Genomic DNA, 19,296 nt, shown 5'->3' on the forward strand with positions numbered 1-19,296 from the left:
AATGCCCGTGGACTATCACCTGCATACCGCCCGCTGCGGTCATGCCAGTGGAACCATGGAAGAATATCTAAAGGTTGCAGTGGACAAAGGTATAACTGAAGTAGGTTTTGCAGACCATATTCCCATTTACTGGCTGCCCCCGGAGCAAAGGGATGGGGGTTTAGCCATGGCCAGTGAAGAGTTGCCGGCTTATGTGGTAGAGGTGAACAACTTACAAGAAATCTACCCCCAATTGAACATTAAATTGGGCTTGGAGGTAGACTATATTCCCGGCCACCTGCATACCGCCCGGCAATTGATAAAATCGTTGCCATTGGATTATGTGCTGGGCTCGGTACACTACGTTGAAGGTTGGGGTTTTGATAATCCTGATCTTATTGGGGAATATAAGAAGTGGGATTTAACAGAACTCTACCACAAATATTTTGAACTTGTTCGTCAAGCGGCAGCCAGCGGCCTTTTTGACATCATTGCCCACACCGACTTAATAAAAAAATTCGGTTACCGCCCCAACATGGACCTAAAACCCATTTACCGAAAGCTTGCCTCTACCTTCAGGGAGTGTGGCGTCTGTGTGGAGGTGAATACGGCGGGCTTGAGGGTGCCTGCCGGGGAATGTTACCCCTGCATAGAATTACTGCAAATGCTTTATCGGTATGGTGTGCCTGTGACCACCGGTTCCGATGCCCACAAACCGGAGCAGGTGGGTGAAGGACTTGACTTGGCCATTAACTTAATTAAATCGGTGGGCTACACCAAGATCACAGTTTTTAAAAATAGAAAAAGGCGATACATAGAAATATAGGGCCATCCTATCTTAATAGGACAAAGGTCCTATTTTTTCTTTTTCTTCCAGCGGTGGAAGGATTTTTAACACCAATTGTTGAATAAAAGTGGAGTGAAGTGGAGGAAAGTGGTGGATAATAACCCGTCAGTGGGGTGACTGGGCATGTTCATGGGTGAATACTCGCATACAATTGACAGTAAAGGAAGGCTAATTATTCCTGCCCGCTTCCGCGAAGGTCTGGGAGACAAGTTTGTTGTGACCAAAGGACTCGATAACTGCCTTTTTGTATACCCACAGCCTGAATGGGCTGCCTTGGAACAAAAACTTAAGTCGCTGCCCTTTACACGGGCAGATGCTCGGGCCTTCGTTAGATTTTTCTTTTCCGGTGCCACCGAGAGCAATCTGGATAAACAAGGGAGGGTATTATTGCCTTCTAATTTGCGTGAGTATGCCCAGTTGTCTAAAGATGTGGTGGTTTTAGGGGTATCATCACGGGTGGAAATCTGGTCTAAGGAGCGGTGGGATGAATACAACACCGCTGCAGGCCAATCCTTTGAGCAAATAGCTGAAAAAATTGTAGATTTGCTTTAGCAGCTTAAAGGGAATAACTAAGGACATAAACTACTTTGAAAGGTGAGTCTTGCAATTGGATTTCTACCATGAGCCTGTGATGTTGGAAGAAGTGATGGAGGGGCTAAAACTAAAGCCCGGCGGTGTATATGTGGACTGCACCTTAGGCGGTGCGGGGCATAGCAGCGAAATTTTGAGGCGCACTGCCCCCGACGGCCGGCTGATTGGTTTAGACCAGGACCCGGAGGCATTGAAAGCGGCAAATAAACGGTTGTTGGAATTTGGCCGCCGGGTGACCACCGTCAGGGCAAATTTTTCCGACCTGCAGAGGGTACTCCAAGAACTAAATGTGACCCAGGTGGACGGCATACTGTTTGACCTGGGAGTTTCTTCACCCCAGCTGGATAACCCCGCAAGGGGGTTCTCCTATATGCATGATGCCACCTTAGATATGCGCATGAATCCTGACCAATCCTTCACAGCAAAGGACCTGGTTAACAGTTTTTCGGAAGATGAACTGTTCGGTATAATCCGTGACTACGGTGAAGAAAAGTGGGCCAAGAGAATAGCGCGTTTTATTGTTGAACAGCGGCAAAAACAACCCATTAATACCACCTTTGAGTTGGTAGAGATAATCAAAAGGGCGATACCAGCCGCAGCAAGACGCTCTGGACCACACCCCGCCAAACGCACATTTCAAGCTATACGCATCGCAGTAAATGATGAATTAAATATCTTAACGACTGCTTTTTCCCAAGCAATTGACGCCTTGAAGCCAGGGGGCAGATTGTGCGTCATTACCTTTCATTCGTTAGAGGATCGCATTACCAAAGATTTGTTTAAATATAAGGCGGCTCCCTGTACATGTCCGCCGCGGCTACCGGTCTGTACCTGTGGCAAAAAGTCAGAAATAAAAATAATTACCCGCAAACCAATAGAATCTTCAACTGCCGAAGTGGCGCAAAACCCACGGGCGCGCAGTGCAAAATTAAGGATTGCAGAAAAACTGGCATAGGTTCTAAATTGCCGGGAGGGTGAATAAATTTTGGTATTAGCAAGGGAAAGTAAGGAATATAGCCTATCGCAAGAGGAAATTAAACAGCCACCTCAGCCCCAAAGACAAGGGCGGCGGGCCTTTCGTCGCTCGGTGGTAAAACAAAAGCTTGTGCTCACTGCCATGGTGTTGTGCTGCTTTGTGATGGGGGTTATGGTGGCTTACTACTATGCCCAAGTTGCCTATGTGGGGTACAAGATTGACTTGCTACAGGGTAAGCTGGCAGAGTTGAGGATTGAGAGTAACAATCTGGAACAAGAGGTAAATAAGCTAGTATCGTTAAAACAGATAGAGGCCATTGCCATGGGTGAATTAGGCATGGTTAGACCCGACGGTGACAAGGTGGTATTGGTGGCCGGGACGTCAGTAACTCCGGAAACAGCAGGGGAAGAAAGGTCGGCCACACATAGGGACACCGCCTACCGGGACAGACCGCGGGAGAGCATCACCATGCAGGAAACACCCCAAGACCGGCAAACACAGCGCAACAGCATTATCCAAGCCTTTACCGAGATGGTGCAGCGTTGGAACTCTTAAGCTGAGTCACAGGGAGGCAGGGCCTTTACAGGAGGTTTGTAATGAGAACCACCAATATAGTCACACGTAAACGCATTGCCCTGCTGTTTTTGGGAGCAATTGTTCTCCTGTCGCTGCTAATGCTCAGGCTGGCTTGGATACAATTTGTACGGGGCGATGAACTGAGCCAAAAGGCAGCCTCCTATCGAATGCGGGAAGTACCCGTTGAAGCCAAAAGGGGAACGATATATGACCGCAATATGAATGAGCTAGTGACCAGCGTCAGCTCCGACTCGGTATACGCCATCCCTTCCCATGTGGAAAACAAAGAAGAAACGGCTAAACACCTGGCCCAGTTATTAAATATGGACGAAGAAACAATACTAAATAAATTAAAAAAACAGAGCTCCTTTGAATGGATTAAGCGCAAGATGGATTGGGATACCGCCCAGAAGCTAAAGGAGCTAAATTTAGAAGGAATCGGTTTTGCTGAAGAGAGCAGGCGCTTTTACACCCAGGAAGGGCTGGCCTCCCATTTGTTGGGCTTCACCGGGATGGATAACCAAGGGCTAATAGGGATAGAAAAAAGCTATGATGAGCAACTGATGGGCATACCCGGTCAAATTGTAGTGGAACATGATGCGGCCGGGCGGGAAATACCCCATGCCCTGCATCACTATATACCGCCTGAACAGGGCAATCACCTGGTTTTAACCATTGACCAAACCATTCAGTATTTTGTTGAAAGGGAACTGGATAAAATTGTTGCTGATTTCAATCCCACCAGTGCAGTAATTATAGTAATGGACCCCAATACCGGTGAAATTTTAGGGATGGGCAACCGCCCAACCTTTGATCCCAACAATTGGCAGGATTATCAATCCTCCATTTGGGATCGCAACCATGCCATTTGGTATAATTATGAGCCCGGTTCAACCTTTAAAATTATTACCGCAGCCGCTGCCTTGGAAGAAAATGCAGTGAAGTTAGATGATCATTTTTATGATCCCGGCTACATAAAGGTGGCAGATCGTCGCATCCGCTGCCATAAGGCCGGGGGTCACGGCAGTCAAAGCTTTCGGGAGGTGGTTTGCAACTCCTGCAACCCCGGCTTTGTTGAAGTTGGACTAAATTTGGGTGTAGAAAGGTTCTATAAATACATTACTGCCTTTGGTTTTAACCAACTGACCGGTATAGAACTGCCCGGCGAGGCCAAAGGGATCTTGATTAACGAAAAAAATGCCACCAACTTGAACATAGCCACCATGTCCATGGGGCAGTCAATTGCGGTAACTCCAATCCAGTTAATTAGTGCGGTTTCGGCTACCATTAACGGCGGCAACTTAATGAGGCCCTACATAGTAAAAGAAATACGCGACAGTGAAAATAAGGTGGTAAAAAATTTTAAACCCCAAGAGGTGCGGCAGGTTATTTCAGAGGATACATCTAAGCTGCTGAGGGAACTGCTGGAGGATGTTGTGTTAAACGGTACCGGTAGAAATGCCTATGTGGAGGGTTATCCCGCCGGGGGTAAAACCGGTACTGCCCAGGTGGTGGGTAGCAGCGGTGGCTATGTGAGCGGTAAGTATGTATCTTCCTTTGCCGGTTTTGCACCGGTGGATGACCCGCAAATTGCTGTACTGATCATGGTGCAAGAGCCTAAGGGCGGTATTTATTACGGCAGCCAGGTGGCGGCCCCGGTCTTTGCACCCCTGGCCAGGGATATTTTAAGGTATATGGGTATTCCTGAGACCAGGGACATGGAGCGTCCGGTGAGACCCTTTGAAACAGTTGAAAAGCAGGTGGAAACGGAAGTACCCAATGTGGTGAATTTGCCCTTGACTGAGGCCCAGAGGGAGTTAAGGGCAGCCGGGTTGGCCTTTCAAACCAAGGGTGAAGGCCAGGTGGTTTACCGGCAAACCCCAAAGGCCGGCGCAGTGGTGAAATCGGGTTCTACGGTGATAATTGATGTTAATCCCCCGGAAGATTTGCCTGAAGGCAAGGTCACCATGCCCAATTTACGCGGCTCAACCATAAAAGAAGCCGGGACGCTGTTAGAAAGCATTGGTTTGCGTATGCAACCCACCGGCACAGGCTTGGCGGTCAGCCAAAGCATAAAGGCAGGAACACAAGTTAATAAAGGTAGCACAGTGCAGGTAGAATTTAAGCCGCCCGGTGCCACACAGCAACAGCAAGAACAAACTCAGGTAAGGCCATAGAAAGCTATGGCCCCCTGAGTTTTTTAAAGATAGAAAGTTGCTTCAGGAAATATTTGCATAATATTTGGGAAACAATAGAAATAAGATAAATTAGGTACGACAGATGTAAGCTATGGCGAAAACTGAGTCAAATGGGGGGAGGAAAAAAATGCTGCTTAGCGAATTAGTGGTGAATATAAAGGTATTAGATAGCAAAGGTGATTTGGCGGTACCAATCAAAGGTATTGCCTATGACTCCCGCAAGGTGCAGCCGGGGTTTTTGTTTGTGGCTGTGCCGGGGTTTGTAACTGACGGTCACCACTATATAGACCAGGCCGTGGCCAAGGGTGCGGGAGCTTTGATTGTGGAAAAACCCTCGGAAGCGGATATTCCCACTGTCCAGGTGGAAGACAGCCGCTTGGCGCTGGCCCTGGTTGCGGCGGAGTTTTACAATCATCCTTCCCAAAGCTTAACCATAACCGGCATTACCGGTACCAATGGTAAAACAACCACCACTCACCTGGTGGCGGCCATATATAAGGCTGCCGGAAATAGGGTTGGTTTGGTAGGTACCATTCAAAATCTAATAGGCGGTAAGGAGGCACCGGCCAGCAACACTACGCCGGAGTCTTTGGATTTACAGCGCTTGTTTAATGATATGCTAAAGGCCGGCGTATCCCATGCTGCCATGGAGGTTTCATCCCATGCCCTGACACTGAACAGGGTTGCCGGGGTGGAATTTAACGCTGCGGTGTTTACAAACTTATCCCAGGACCACCTGGATTTCCATAGGGACATGGACGACTATGCTGCAGCCAAGGCAAAGCTTTTTACCCGGTCTCCTTTGGCGATAATTAATGCCGATGATGCCCGGTCCGGCCAAATGATTAAGGCCTCCACAGGGAAGGTAGTCACTTACGGTTTGAAAAACCAATCTGATGTGGGAGCCAAGGATATTAAAATAAGCACCCGGGGTGTTTCTTTTGTTACCACTGGCATATACGGCCAACATCGGTTAAACTTAAAGCTGACCGGCGAATTTAATGTCTATAATGCTTTGGCGGCCTTTACCGCTGGGATGGCCCAGGGCTTTAATGGGGAATTGGTGGTATCTGCCCTGGAAACAGTACCCGGCGTGGCCGGAAGGTTTGAGCTTGTGGACCAAGGTCAGCCCTTTGCAGTGGTGGTGGATTATGCCCATACCCCTGACGGTCTGGAAAACATATTAAAAACTGCTAAACAGATGGCAAAGAAGAGGTTGATATCGGTGTTTGGCTGTGGCGGTGACCGGGATCGAAGCAAAAGGCCCATTATGGGCCAAATAGGAACATCCTACAGCCATTTGGCAGTAATTACCTCAGACAATCCCCGTACCGAAGATCCACAGCAAATAATTGAGGATATTTTGATTGGGGTAAAAAGTCTTGCCAATGCCCAACACAAATATGAGGTAATACCCGACCGTCGAAAGGCCATTGCCTATGCCATAGGGGAGGCCGGCCCTGGAGATGTGGTAATAATTGCGGGTAAAGGCCACGAAACCTATCAAATTATAGGCAATAAAAAATATGATTTTGACGATCGCGCAGTTGCTGCCGAAGCTTTGGCATCGCTGGGATATCATCAAGAAAAACAGTAAGGTGGAAATGTATGAAAAAGGTTACCATAGGAGAAATTGTTTCTGCAGTTAAGGGAGATTTGCTGCAGGGAGATCCAAACAGGCCGGTGGAGCGGGTGAGCACTGACACCAGAAGCTTATTGCCGGGTGATATTTTTTTTGCACTGGTGGGAGCAAACCATGACGGGCATCAATATGCCCTGCAGGCGGTGGATAAGGGTGCTGCTGCACTGGTGCTGGCCAAGGCCATACCCGGTATTGACAGCAGGGTACCGGTAATAAAGGTGTCAGATACCCTGCTGGCCCTACAAGCTCTGGCAGCTTACAACCGGCGGCAATTTGACATTCCGGTGATAGCGGTTACCGGCAGTAACGGCAAAACAACCACTAAGGATTTGATATATTCAGTCTTAAGTCAGAAATATCGGGTACTAAAGACCAGGGGTAATTTCAATAATGAAATTGGCTTACCCCTTACCCTGTTAGAACTAAACGAAGAACATGACATGGCAGTGCTGGAAATGGGAATGCGTGGACTGGGGCAAATTGATGAACTGTGCAAAATAGCAGGCATTAATGCCGGCATTATAACCAATATTGGTGAAACCCACCTGGAGGTGCTTGGCAGCATAGAAAATATCGCCCAGGCAAAGGGAGAAATATTGCAAAATGTGCCCCCGGAAGGTTTTGGCTTGATACCGGCGGAGAGCCAAGAAGCCCTAAAACAGGCAGGGCGCTGTAGAGGTAAGGTGCTGACTTTTGGGTTGGATTGTGTCGGCGACTATGTGGCCGTTGACGTCCAGACGGGACGGTGCGGCAGCAGCTTTGTTGCTGTTACACCGGTGGGTGAACTCTTAATAAAACTGCCCTTGCCGGGGAGGCACAATGTTTCCAATGCCATGGCTGCCCTGGCGGTGGGTTTAAAAATGGGCTTAAGCTTAAACGAAGTTGCCACAGGCCTTGCCAAGGCAGAAATTTCAGATATGAGACTGCAAGTTATACATACCGGGAAGTTTACCATAATAAACGACGCTTATAACGCTAACCCCCAGTCAACTAAAGCGGCCCTGACCGCCTTGGCCGATTTGGCCGGCGAGCGCCGTCAAGTGGCAGTGCTGGGTAACATGTATGAATTGGGCCAGCGGGAACAGCAGGGACATTATGAAGTGGGTTTGGCGGCAAAGAACGTTGACATGTTAGTAACAGTGGGTCAGTTGGCAAAATATACTGCCCAAGGGGGCAGACTTTCCGGAATAAAGCCGGGGAACGTATATTGGTTTGCAGACAATGGTTCTGCTACTGATTTTTTAAAAAAAGCCCTTAAACCCCACGATGTGATATTAGTTAAAGGTTCCCGGGGGATGGGAATGGAGGAAATTGTAGAGTCCATTAAAGATATGTAGCCTTGGCACCTTGGCTTCTGCCCGGGCCCATGCTTGACCGTCATAAATGGGCACATTTTTGTGTTTGTTTGGGCTTTTGGGCATGAAATTAACAGGGGGCTTAGGCCCTTTGTCGGGAGGTCTCAGCTTGGAACAGATATATAAATATCTGGGCGTGGCTTTTATTATGGCCTTTGCCATTACGGCGGTTTTAGCGCCTCTATTTATACCGGTATTGAGAAGACTTAAATTCGGGCAGAACGTACGGGATGACGGACCGGCCAGCCATTTGAAGAAAAGCGGAACACCTACCATGGGTGGCGTAATTTTTTTAGTGGCCATTGCCATTGCCGGCTTAACCCTCTTGCGGCCGAAAATACCACTGCCGGGTGCCACCGAAGGGTTAGTGGTGCTGGCGGTGACACTGGGATTTGGTTTAATAGGTTTTCTCGATGATTTCATTAAAATTGGCATGAAAAGGTCATTGGGCCTGCGGGCACGGGAAAAATTATTGGGACAAATAATTTTGGCCCTGGGCCTGGCTTATATTGCGGTCTCTGTATTGGGACGGGGCACCGATGTGGTGATACCCTTTTCCGGTTTTTTTGTTGACAATGGCCTGCGATATGACCTTGGTTTAATTGGTTTTTTGCTATTTACCACCTTAGTGGTGGTGGGGACCACCAATGCCGTTAACTTAACAGACGGCTTGGACGGTCTTGCTTCCGGCACCACCCTGGTGGCCACCCTGCCCTTTATAGCCATTGCCCTTATTAGCGATAAGGCCGGTGTTGCATTGGTGTTGGCAGCGGTTGCCGGGGGCTGTTTGGGTTTTTTATTGTATAACCGCTATCCTGCAAAGGTGTTCATGGGTGATACCGGCTCACTGGCGTTGGGCGGAGCGCTGGGAGCAGCTGCAGTATTAACCCGCAGCGAGCTGTTCCTGGTAATTATTGGCGGTGTCTTTGTAATAGAAGCTTTGTCGGTGATGATTCAAGTTATATCCTTTAAAACCACCGGCAAACGTGTTTTTCGCATGAGTCCGCTACATCACCACTTTGAGTTAGGTGGCTGGTCTGAATGGCGGGTGGTGCTGACATTTTGGCTTGCAGCTGTCATCCTTGCGGTTGTGGGGTTAGCGGCCCTATATAACTTAACTTAGGAGAGTAGAGGTATGCACTTAGATGATAAAAAAATACTGGTGGTGGGGGCGGCCCTGAGCGGCATAGCCGTTGCTGATTTTTTAGTTAACAAGGGTGCGCAAGTAACCCTCACCGATGCCAAATCTGCGGACAAGCTGGATCAGTCAGTTCAGCGCTTGGCAGACAAGGGGGTTAAGTTAGCCCTTGAGGGCCAATACCCCAATCTGGCAGAAGAACCATATCACCTGCTGGTGGTAAGCCCCGGGGTGCCGCTGACCGCCCCTCCGGTGGCCCAGGCATATGAGAGAGCTATACCGGTCATAGGGGAATTGGAATTGGCCTTCCGATTTGCTGAAGCACCCATAATTGCTGTCACCGGAACAAACGGCAAAACCACCACCGCCACACTGGTTGGTGAAATAATGAAAAATGCCGGCTTTAATACGCTGGTGGCGGGCAACATCGGTTTACCTTTAATCAGTCAGGTGGAAAATGAGCAAAGGGATTACATAGTGGCCGAAGTTTCCAGTTTTCAACTGGAAACCATACAAACCTTTCGGCCGGCGGTGGGGGCCATACTTAACATAACCCCCGATCATTTAGACAGGCATGGCACCATGGAGAATTATACATCTGCCAAAACAAAAATATTCGCCAACCAGGTGCCGCTGGATTACACCGTTTTAAATTATGATCAACCGGAAACTGCAAAATTGGCAGCACAATCAATGGGACGGGTTATATTTTTCAGCCGCAAGCATAACTTAGAAACAGGGGTATACATCCAAAATCACCATATGGTGGCAACTTTGGATGGTGTTACCACAAAAATTATGCCGGTAAATGAACTGAACATACCCGGCGGGCACAACTTGGAAAATGCCCTTGCTGCAGTGGCCTGTACCTTTGTGCTGGGGGTAGAACCCAATACAATAGCCAAAGCCCTGAGAAACTTTAAAGGGGTGGCCCATCGCCTGGAACCGGTGGCTGAAATCAATGGGGTGCAATACGTTAATGATTCCAAAGGAACTAACCCCGATGCAACCATAAAGGCATTGGAAGCCTACAAGCAACCAATAATACTGATTGCCGGCGGTCTAAACAAAGGCAGTGACTTTACCCGGCTGGCCAAAGTAATTAAGGAGAAGGTGCGGGTATTGATACTGTTGGGCCAGCATGGGTATCAAATACAAGGGGCAGTGGAGAAGGAAGGTTATAACACCTTTGTCAATGTTCAAGACTACATGGAAGCAGTGAAGGTGGCCCACCAAGTGGCCAAACCAGGAGAGGTAGTCTTATTGTCGCCGGCCTGCGCAAGTTGGGATATGTTCAAAAGCTATGAAGAGCGCGGAGAGGTCTTCCGACAGTTGGTGCTCAAACTGAGGGGGTAAAAATTTTGCGGTTAAAGAAAAGGTCACCGGACTTTATCCTTTTTCTAACCGTCTTAATGCTTTTGAGCGTGGGTATTGTGATGGTGTTCAGCGCAAGTCAATATGTTACCATAATACGCTACCAAAATGCCTTTTATTACTTTGAACGGCAGATGTTGTGGGCCTTAATAGGCGTCACCGCAATGATTGTGATTATGAACATTGACTATTACCGCATTAAACGGTGGATTGGCCCCATTGTGGTGATAGCCTTTGTATTGTTAATTATGGTGCTGATACCGGGTATTGGAAAAGAAGTTAACGGTTCAATGCGGTGGATAGATTTAAAGATAATCAGCTTTGCACCGGCTGAATTGGTAAAGCTGTGTCTAATAGCTTTTGTAGCTTTCGGTCTTTCCAAAAGACCGGGCCTGGTGCAGAATTTCAGCAAAGGCTTATTGCCCTACTTGGCAATTATGGCTGCCGCGGCAGGCCTAATACTAATGCAGCCTGACCTGGGCACGGCGGTTACCCTGTGCGGCACCATTATTATTATGTTTTTAGCCGCCGGCGCAAGAATATCTCATATTTTAGGTCTTGGTGTCGCCGGCCTGTGTGCGGTGATGGTGGCAATTATCGTGAAACCATACCGGGTAAAACGTTTTTTAGCTTTCCTTGACCCCACTGCAGACCCGCAGGGATCCGGTTATCATATCATTCAATCCCTATATGCCTTGGGCTCCGGGGGACTTTTCGGAATGGGCTTGGGTCAGAGCAAACAAAAATTTTTGTACCTGCCGGAAAACCACACCGACTTTATATTTGCCATTATTGGTGAAGAACTGGGTTTTATTGGTGCCTCACTGGTGATACTCTTATTCATGTTGTTGGTATGGCGGGGTTTAAAGATAGCCATAACCTCACCGGACCCCTTTGCCAGTTTACTGGCCACCGGAATAACCTGCGGCATAGCACTGCAGGCCATCATTAACATTGGTGTGGTCACCGGTTCAATGCCGGTAACGGGGGTGCCGCTGCCCTTTATTAGCTTTGGCGGAACTTCCTTGCTATTTACATTGATGGGAGTGGGAATACTATTAAATATTTCCAAATATACCTCTCCACGCTAACTTATTAAATTGCTGGTAACGAAAGAAGGTGAAGGTGCTTGCGGGCTATTGTCACAGGTGGCGGCACAGGGGGGCATATCTACCCTGCCCTTGCCATTGCCAAGGGAATTGAAAACCGCTACCCCGGCGCCGAAATTCTATACGTGGGTACAAACAAAGGTTTAGAGTCAGATCTTGTGCCTAAGGCGGGCTATCCCTTTGCATCAATAGAGGTATCCGGCTTTCGCCGCAAGCTGTCACCGGAAAATTTGAAGGTGCTTTGGCAGGCGGGGCGAGGAGTTTTTCAAGCGGCCCAAATAGTAAAAAAATTTAAACCGCATGTTGTTATCGGTACCGGGGGGTATGTTTGCGGCCCCGTGGTGATGTCGGCGGCCCTGAGGGGTATACCGACCTTAATTCATGAACAAAATGCCCTGCCCGGTGTAACCAACCGAATTCTTTCCCGCTTTGCCAGCAGAGTGGCCGTAACCTTTGAGGACTCCATAAAACACTTCCCAAACAAGGCCGGTGTAAAGCTTACCGGCCTGCCTGTGCGTCCGGAAATACTTAATTGTAATAAGGAAGAAGCCTATACTAAACTGGGCCTACAACCGGGCAAGCCGGTTCTGCTGGTATTTGGCGGCAGTAGGGGTGCCCGGCGCATTAACATGGCCATGGTTAAGGTTGTACAAGTTTTTTCCCAAAGAAGTGATATTCAGATATTGCATGCCACCGGCCAGGTGGGTTATGATGAATATCTGGCAGAGGTGGAAAAGTTAGGTATAGCACTGGTTAATAATGGGAACATTACCACTGTACCCTATTTGTATAATATGCACCACGCTCTAGCTGTCAGTGATTTAGTGGTGTGCCGGGCAGGCGCTGCCACTCTGGCAGAAATAACTGCCCTGGGTTTACCCAGTATATTGGTACCCTACCCTTATGCTGCAGAAAACCACCAAGAGCATAACGCCCGGGCACTGGTAGAACGGGGTGCAGCCTTAATGATTCACGACAGCGAACTCACCGGTGAGCTGCTGGTGAAAAAAATAGAAGAGTTACTATTATCGCCAACTAAACTGAAAGAGATGGCTGAAAAAAGTTCTTTCCTTGGTCGTCCAAAGGCTTTGGCTGATATTATAGAACTGGTTGACGTTATTACAGACAAGCAAAGTAACACATAAAACTTTTGTTGCATAATATATCCCGAGCACATCATTGCTGTGGGGTGGCCTGTTTGGGAAGGAGATGAAAGCATAGTGAAAGAAATCCCCAGGAGAGTTCACTTTATAGGAATTGGCGGAGCAGGTATGAGCGGCATTGCCCGGATATTAGCAGGTTTGGGTTATCAGGTCAGTGGCTCGGATTTAAACCGGACCGAAGTAACCCGTAAACTGGAGGCCATTGGTATTAAATGTTTTACCGGTCACAATGCAGATAACCTAACAGATGCCCAACTGGTGGTGGTATCCACAGCCATACCCCCCCATAATCCTGAGTTACTGGCCGCAAAAGAACGGAATATACCAATTGTTCACCGGGCACAGATGCTGGCCCAACTAATGATGCGGCAAAAGGGCATTGCTGTTGCCGGAGCCCATGGTAAAACCACCACCACCTCTATGTTGGCCTTGGTGATGGAAAGGGGCAGCTATCGTCCCACCATTGTAATAGGAGGTGAACTGAACGACATCGGTGGCAACGCAAAACTGGGAGACGGAGAGTACCTGGTGGCGGAAGCCGATGAAAGTGACGGTTCTTTTGTATTATTAAATCCATACCATGCCATAATCACTAATATTGAAGATGATCACCTGGATTATTATGGCAACACAGAGAGAATATTAGATGCCTTTAAGCAGTTTTTAAATAATATCCACCCGGAGGGCGTGGCGGTATTATATGCAGACGATGCTAATATTCAAAGAGTTGCGGCGGATTATAAAGGAAAGATAATCACCTACGGTTTTAATGGCAAGGCTGATTATACCATAAAAAACATGTCCTTAAACGGTAAGGCCAATGGGGGGGACGTGTACCGGGGTGAAGGGTTCATCGGTCGCCTGGAATTGGGTATTCCCGGTCAACACAACCTTTTAAACGCCCTGGCCGTTACTGCCATGGCAATGCATATCGGCATAGATTTTGACACCGTGGCCCAATCACTGAAGGACTTTAGAGGAGCTCACCGGCGCTATGAAGTGCTGGGTGAAGTGAGTGGGGTAAAAGTAGTTGATGACTATGCCCACCATCCCACCGAAGTAAAGGCAACCCTCAAGGCGGCAAGGCAGGCTCACCCAGGAAGAATAATTGGGGTTTTTCAGCCCCACAGGTACACAAGAACTAAGCATTTATATCAACAGTTTGGCAAAGCCTTTGAAGATGCTGATATTGTGGTAATCAATAATATATACAGTGCAGGGGAGCAGCCCCTAGAAGGTGTCAGTGCTCAACTAATTGTTGATGCAGTTAAAAACAACACCGGCGCCGAGGTTATATATATCGAGGACCTAGGTGATGTTTCCGAGTATCTTTTAAACATTGCCAGGCCGGGAGACATTATTTTAACCATGGGTGCAGGAAATATTTGGACCAGCGGAACAGAGCTGGTTAAAAAGTTAGAGGAACGTAATTAATGAATAAAACTGTAGTACAGCATACACTGCAATCAAAGTTAAATACCAAGCTGCTAATTGGTGAGCCAATGCATAAACATACCAGTTGGCGGATTGGCGGCGAGGCAGAGTATTTTGTTGAGCCCACAGACCTTACGGAATTGCAAAAGTGTATTGTGCTCGCCAATGAACTGCAAATACCGCTCACAGTGATTGGCAATGGCACAAACCTATTGGTGCTGGACAGCGGTATACAGGGATTGGTGGTTAAAATCGGCCGCGGGCTGGACCATATAAAAATAGATAAAACCACCATTACCGCCGGTGCCGGTGCCCTGCTGCCGGTGCTGGCCCGCCGGGCCATGGAAAAGGGCCTAGCGGGGTTTGCTTGGTCGGCAGGTATACCGGGAAGCATTGGCGGTGCAGTGATAATGAATGCCGGTGCATACGGGGCCAGCATCAGTGATGTTATACAAGCTGCCCTGGTGCTGGATCAAGACGGTCAATTAAGGAGACTTAATAAAGAACAAATGGGCTTTGGCTACCGTACCAGTGCTTTGCAAAATGGCCCTTGGGTGGTGGTAGAAGCGGTCTTTAATTGTTTGCCCGGAGATAAAGAGGCCATTAAGGCACAGATGGATGAAAACAATGCCAAACGGAAGGCTGTGCAGCCCCAAGGCTACCCCAATGCCGGCAGTGTGTTTAAAAATCCACCGGGGGATTCTGCCGGCAGATTGATAGAACTGGCAGGTTGTAAAGGTTTGAAGGTGGGCAATGCTCAAGTTTCAACCCACCATGCCAATTGGATTGTTAATCTCGGCGGTGCCACTGCCCGGGATGTTTTAAGTTTAATAGATATTATCAAAGGGAGAGTAAAAGAGAAGTTTGACGTTGCCCTCCAGCTAGAGGTACGTGTGCTGGGCTAGCATACCTGGAGGTGCTGCAGCGTGAGTATTTCTAGTCAAAAGTTCCTCATTGTAGGCAAAAGCAGGTTAAAGGGAACAGTTAAAATAAATGGCAGCAAAAATGCCACCCTTCCCATCTTGGCGGCCACCCTATTGTGCAGTGAGACTGCCACTGTAAAGGACTTACCCAACCTACATGATGTCAATACCATGAAGGATGTGCTGACCTATTTAGGTGCGCGGGTTAATCGGGAAGGAAGAAAAATGATTGTGGATAGCAGCGAGGTACAGTCGCTGGAGATTTCCGAAGACCTGATGAGACGGATGCGGGCTTCCAATTTGGTGCTGGGTCCGCTATTGGCCCGTTTTGGCTATGTTAAGATAAGTTACCCCGGAGGCTGTAACATTGGCAGTAGGCCGATGAACCTGCATCTTAAGGGTTTACAGGCCATGGGTGCTGTGATTACAGAAAAATTTGGTTACATTACAGCGGAAACCCCCTTTGGTTTGCAGGGGACGGAAATTCATCTAGATATGCCCAGTGTAGGGGCCACTGAGAATTTAATGATGGCGGCGGCTTTGGCAGATGGTATTACAACCATACGCAATGCAGCAAAAGAACCGGAAATTGTTGATTTGCAAAGCTTCCTCGTCTCAATGGGGGCTAAAATTTCCGGCGCCGGCACAGATACCATTAGAATTGAAGGGGTGCAAGCATTAAAGGGGACAGAACACACCGTAATACCGGATCGCATTGAAGCAGGCACCTACATGGTGGCAGCAGCCATTACCAATGGCGATATTACTTTAACAAATGTGATACCTGTTCACCTGGATGCTGTCATTGCTAAACTAAGGGAGGCGGGTGTTCAGGTAACGGTAAATGAAGACACCATACGGGTGCAGGGTGTTGAAAGACCCAAGGCGGTGGATATTAAAACTATGCCCTACCCGGGATTCCCCACCGATATGCAGCCACAGTTTTTAGCCCTGATGTCCATTGCCGAAGGTACCAGTATTATTTCTGAAACAATATTTGAAAACAGATTTAAACACGTGGCAGAGCTGCGGCGCATGGGGGCTGATATCCGTTTAGAAGGAAATACTGCCATAGTACGGGGCGTACCCGGCCTTACCGGTGCCTATGTGGAAGCATCGGACCTGCGGGCGGGGGCGGCATTGACACTGGCAGCCATGGCCGCTGAAGACGGTACGGTGCTGGACGGCATTGAACATATCGACAGGGGCTACGAAAGGATGGAGAAGAAATATAACCCCCTAGGGGCTAGGATTATTCGTGTAAACAGTTAATCACATCCACCCATTAGAAGACGGCTTGTGGCGGCGGACGACAGAGTCCGCCTTTTTTGTATTTACCAACTATAATTATTATAATTATTCCCTACCACATCATTTATTTTTGGACAAGGTCAGGTCTGTTCGGGTATAATTATTAACAGAAAGTGGTTTCCTCTGCAAAAATATGGTATTGTAGGTGAAGACATTGACCGGAGTTAGACCGCTTCCGCCCAAGAAAAAGCACAATATGCTGCAAGGGGCATTAATTATTTTCCTGGTAGGTTTTACCATGTATGTTTTGCTGCAGTCAACGGTTTTTGAAGTGCGCCAAATTGAGATTGTAGGCAGAAATGAAATATCCCAGGATGAATTGATTAAGTTATCCGGTGTGGTGCTGGGCAGCAATATTTTTAAACTGGACTTAATGAGCGGGGAAGAAAAAATTAGACTGCTGCCAATGATCAAAGAAGTAAAACTATTGCGCAAGTATCCTTCTACAGTGGTAATTGAGATTTTGGAAAGAAAACCCGTAGCCCTCTTACCGTTTAATGAAGGTTTTTTAACTGTTGATATTGAAGGTATTTACTTACGGGAAGGCAGTATAAATTCAGATTCCTTGCCTGTCATCACAGGCTACAACGATATTAGGGCTGTGCCCGGTCAAAGGGTGGAAAATGAAAAGGTTGCCACCGGGCTGCAGGTAATAGGCGATTTGCCTGCCCCCTTAGTGGAAAACCTTTCAGAAATACACATTGACCGGCAAAACAGGGTATTTATATATACCACCGATGGCATCCAAGGCAGATTGGGCTTGGCAGAAAAAATCTCCAGTAAGGGTGAAATCTTTTTGCAAGTAATTGAACAAATTTCTCAGGATCAGCCGGTGGACTATGTTGATATTTCTTCATTTAAGTCACCGGTTGTAAAGTATGCCGATGAGGCAAGGGGGGGTGCACAGTGAAGGTAAAGGGCTACCTATGGGGTATTGCTTTGGTGGCAGTGGTGTTTGGTTTTATGCTTGCCATGCAGCTTAAGGCCGACACAGTGGAGGACCCTTCCCTGGAAAGTACCAACAGATTAGCCGAACAGATCGAGCAGAGGCAAAAGGATGTACAGGAATTACAAGAGAAGGTAGACAACATGCGCCTGGCATTGGAAGAGGCTGCAAATCAACCTGAGTTAAGAACTATTCAAAGGCAGCTAAGTACCGCCAGCATTATGGCCGGCGTCACTCCCGTAACCGGGCCGGGAATAGAAGTTGTTTTAAATGACAGTAATGTGGTATTACAGCCGGGGCAAAACCCAAATCTGTATGTGCTGCATGACGAGGATGTATTAAAGGTGCTAAATGAACTTAAGGCTGCCGGGGCAGAGGCCCTGGCTCTTAATGACCAACGAATGATAGCCACCAGTGAAATCCGCTGCACGGGTCCTACCATTTTAACCAATGGAAATAAGCGCCTGGCTGCCCCCTTTGTAATTACAGCCATTGGCGACCCTGACACCCTGTACAATGCCTTATTTATGAAGGGCGGCGTGGCAGAACAATTAAAATTTTGGGGTATACAGGTGTCAGCCAAAAAAATGAAAGAAGTGGTCATTCCCAGCTACGGTGGGGCAATATCCTATGACTTAAATGTAGGAGGGGAACGGTCTTGAAAAAGAGCATGTACCTTTCACTCCTGGCAGTGGGTGTGGTGCTGGGCTTGATGCTGGCCCTTCAATTTCGGACCAATGTCGGGGGTGCACCCTATGATCGTCCCCAGGCCTTAGCCCAGGAATTGGCACAGCTGGAACAAAACTATCAAATGTTGCTAAAGGAAGCTGCGGATTTACAAGGCAACTTAGAAAAAATAAATGAGGGTACCACCATGAGTTACGATGCCCTACAAAAGGAGTTACAAAAGGTTCGCCTGGCAGCAGGAATGGAGCCCGTTACCGGGCCTGGGGTGGTGGTAATTTTGGAAAACATTGAGGAAGACCTAAGGCCCGGAATTGACCCCAGTGCCTTTACCATTAAGTTTGAAGATTTACTTCGAGTGGTGAACGAATTGCGGGTTGCCGATGCCAAGGCCATATCCATTAACGGACAAAGATTGGTGGCAACCAGCGAGATTCGCAGTGCCGGTAGATTTATAGATGTGAACTTGGTCAGGTTAGCACCGCCCTATCAAATTAAGGCAGTGGGCGATCCGGAAAAACTGGAAAGCAGTTTAAAAATTAAGGGTGGTCTGGTGGATACGTTGCGGGAGTGGTCCATAGGGGTGACAGTAATCCCGGAAGAAGAGTTAACTGTTCCTGCATACGAAGGGCCTGTAGAATTCAATTATGCTAAACCCCTGAAGGAAGGTGAGAATAGGTAATGTGGCTGGGAATTTTAATAGCGGGCCTAGGATTGTTTTTAGGCCTCTTTATCGGACTTAATATACCTATTGTACTTCCTGAGGGATATGCACCCTATCTGGGTTTGGCAGTGCTGGCAGCGCTAGACTCAATCTTTGGCGGTATTAGAGCGGGAATGGAAGATAATTTTGATAATGGTGTTTTTTTATCAGGATTTTTTAGTAATATTTTGCTGGCCGCAGGGCTGGCTTACATAGGTGAGCGTTTGGGTGTACCCCTTTCCCTTGCTGCAGTGGTGGCCTTTGGAGTTAGATTATTCCAAAATTTAGCCATTATTAGGCGTCATTTGCTAAAAAAATAGAATTTTACTAAATTATTAAAGGAAATT

18 protein-coding genes are annotated in these 19,296 nt (G+C 47.8%); all 18 read left to right on the forward strand.

The window, feature by feature from the left end; genetic code table 11:
* The first annotated feature begins 1 nt into the window (after position 1).
* The gene (locus BR02_RS0101190) at positions 2–805 is read left to right on the forward strand and encodes a histidinol-phosphatase HisJ family protein (protein ID WP_031513403.1); all 804 of its coding nucleotides are present in this window, start codon (positions 2–4) and stop codon (positions 803–805) included.
* A 144-nt stretch (positions 806–949) separates the two neighbouring features.
* Positions 950–1,378, forward strand: coding sequence for a division/cell wall cluster transcriptional repressor MraZ (gene mraZ, locus BR02_RS0101195; protein WP_031513404.1), 429 nt, complete (start codon positions 950–952; stop codon positions 1,376–1,378).
* Between the two features lie 55 nt (positions 1,379–1,433).
* On the forward strand, positions 1,434–2,372 hold the full coding sequence (gene rsmH / locus BR02_RS0101200) for a 16S rRNA (cytosine(1402)-N(4))-methyltransferase RsmH (protein ID WP_031513406.1): 939 nt from the start codon (positions 1,434–1,436) through the stop codon (positions 2,370–2,372).
* Positions 2,373–2,402: 30 nt separating this feature from the next.
* The gene (locus BR02_RS0101205) at positions 2,403–2,948 is read left to right on the forward strand and encodes a cell division protein FtsL (protein WP_051688055.1); all 546 of its coding nucleotides are present in this window, start codon (positions 2,403–2,405) and stop codon (positions 2,946–2,948) included.
* A gap of 41 nt (positions 2,949–2,989) precedes the next feature.
* On the forward strand, positions 2,990–5,146 hold the full coding sequence (locus tag BR02_RS0101210; protein WP_031513410.1) for a stage V sporulation protein D: 2,157 nt from the start codon (positions 2,990–2,992) through the stop codon (positions 5,144–5,146).
* Between the two features lie 148 nt (positions 5,147–5,294).
* Positions 5,295–6,764 (forward strand): UDP-N-acetylmuramoyl-L-alanyl-D-glutamate--2,6-diaminopimelate ligase, encoded by a 1,470-nt coding sequence (locus BR02_RS0101215; protein WP_031513412.1) that lies wholly within the window; start codon positions 5,295–5,297, stop codon positions 6,762–6,764.
* An 11-nt stretch (positions 6,765–6,775) separates the two neighbouring features.
* A complete protein-coding gene (locus BR02_RS0101220) occupies positions 6,776–8,146 on the forward strand; it encodes a UDP-N-acetylmuramoyl-tripeptide--D-alanyl-D-alanine ligase (protein WP_031513414.1) in 1,371 nt (456 codons plus the stop codon).
* A 166-nt stretch (positions 8,147–8,312) separates the two neighbouring features.
* Positions 8,313–9,287 (forward strand): phospho-N-acetylmuramoyl-pentapeptide-transferase, encoded by a 975-nt coding sequence (gene mraY, locus BR02_RS0101225; protein WP_114638760.1) that lies wholly within the window; start codon positions 8,313–8,315, stop codon positions 9,285–9,287.
* Between the two features lie 12 nt (positions 9,288–9,299).
* Complete coding sequence (gene murD, locus BR02_RS0101230; RefSeq protein WP_031513418.1) at positions 9,300–10,658, forward strand: UDP-N-acetylmuramoyl-L-alanine--D-glutamate ligase; 1,359 nt, start codon at positions 9,300–9,302, stop codon at positions 10,656–10,658.
* 5 nt (positions 10,659–10,663) lie between these two features.
* Complete coding sequence (gene spoVE / locus BR02_RS0101235) at positions 10,664–11,767, forward strand: stage V sporulation protein E (protein WP_031513420.1); 1,104 nt, start codon at positions 10,664–10,666, stop codon at positions 11,765–11,767.
* Between the two features lie 38 nt (positions 11,768–11,805).
* Positions 11,806–12,930, forward strand: coding sequence for an undecaprenyldiphospho-muramoylpentapeptide beta-N-acetylglucosaminyltransferase (gene murG, locus BR02_RS0101240; RefSeq protein ID WP_031513422.1), 1,125 nt, complete (start codon positions 11,806–11,808; stop codon positions 12,928–12,930).
* A gap of 75 nt (positions 12,931–13,005) precedes the next feature.
* Complete coding sequence (murC, locus tag BR02_RS0101245; protein ID WP_031513424.1) at positions 13,006–14,382, forward strand: UDP-N-acetylmuramate--L-alanine ligase; 1,377 nt, start codon at positions 13,006–13,008, stop codon at positions 14,380–14,382.
* Entirely contained in the window at positions 14,382–15,287 is a 906-nt protein-coding gene (gene murB, locus BR02_RS0101250; RefSeq protein ID WP_031513426.1) for a UDP-N-acetylmuramate dehydrogenase, read from the forward strand. The genes murC and murB overlap by 1 nt, the downstream gene beginning before the upstream one ends.
* Before the next feature lie 27 nt (positions 15,288–15,314).
* On the forward strand, positions 15,315–16,577 hold the full coding sequence (murA, locus tag BR02_RS0101255) for a UDP-N-acetylglucosamine 1-carboxyvinyltransferase (protein WP_031513427.1): 1,263 nt from the start codon (positions 15,315–15,317) through the stop codon (positions 16,575–16,577).
* A gap of 193 nt (positions 16,578–16,770) precedes the next feature.
* Positions 16,771–17,526 carry a cell division protein FtsQ/DivIB gene (locus tag BR02_RS0101260; RefSeq protein ID WP_031513429.1) on the forward strand — a complete coding sequence of 252 codons (756 nt, stop codon included), beginning with the start codon at positions 16,771–16,773 and terminating at the stop codon, positions 17,524–17,526.
* Positions 17,523–18,224, forward strand: coding sequence for a DUF881 domain-containing protein (locus tag BR02_RS0101265; RefSeq protein WP_031513431.1), 702 nt, complete (start codon positions 17,523–17,525; stop codon positions 18,222–18,224). Before BR02_RS0101260 ends, BR02_RS0101265 begins: the two co-directional genes overlap by 4 nt.
* Positions 18,221–18,928: a DUF881 domain-containing protein gene (locus tag BR02_RS0101270; RefSeq protein WP_031513434.1), complete on the forward strand. Its 708-nt coding sequence runs from the start codon at positions 18,221–18,223 to the stop codon at positions 18,926–18,928. The genes BR02_RS0101265 and BR02_RS0101270 overlap by 4 nt, the downstream gene beginning before the upstream one ends.
* The gene (locus tag BR02_RS0101275; protein WP_031513436.1) at positions 18,928–19,269 is read left to right on the forward strand and encodes a small basic family protein; all 342 of its coding nucleotides are present in this window, start codon (positions 18,928–18,930) and stop codon (positions 19,267–19,269) included. Before BR02_RS0101270 ends, BR02_RS0101275 begins: the two co-directional genes overlap by 1 nt.
* Positions 19,270–19,296 lie beyond the last annotated feature (27 nt).

The sequence above is a fragment of the Desulfofalx alkaliphila DSM 12257 genome, from assembly GCF_000711975.1.
Taxonomy (GTDB): domain Bacteria; phylum Bacillota; class Desulfotomaculia; order Desulfotomaculales; family Desulfohalotomaculaceae; genus Desulfofalx; species Desulfofalx alkaliphila.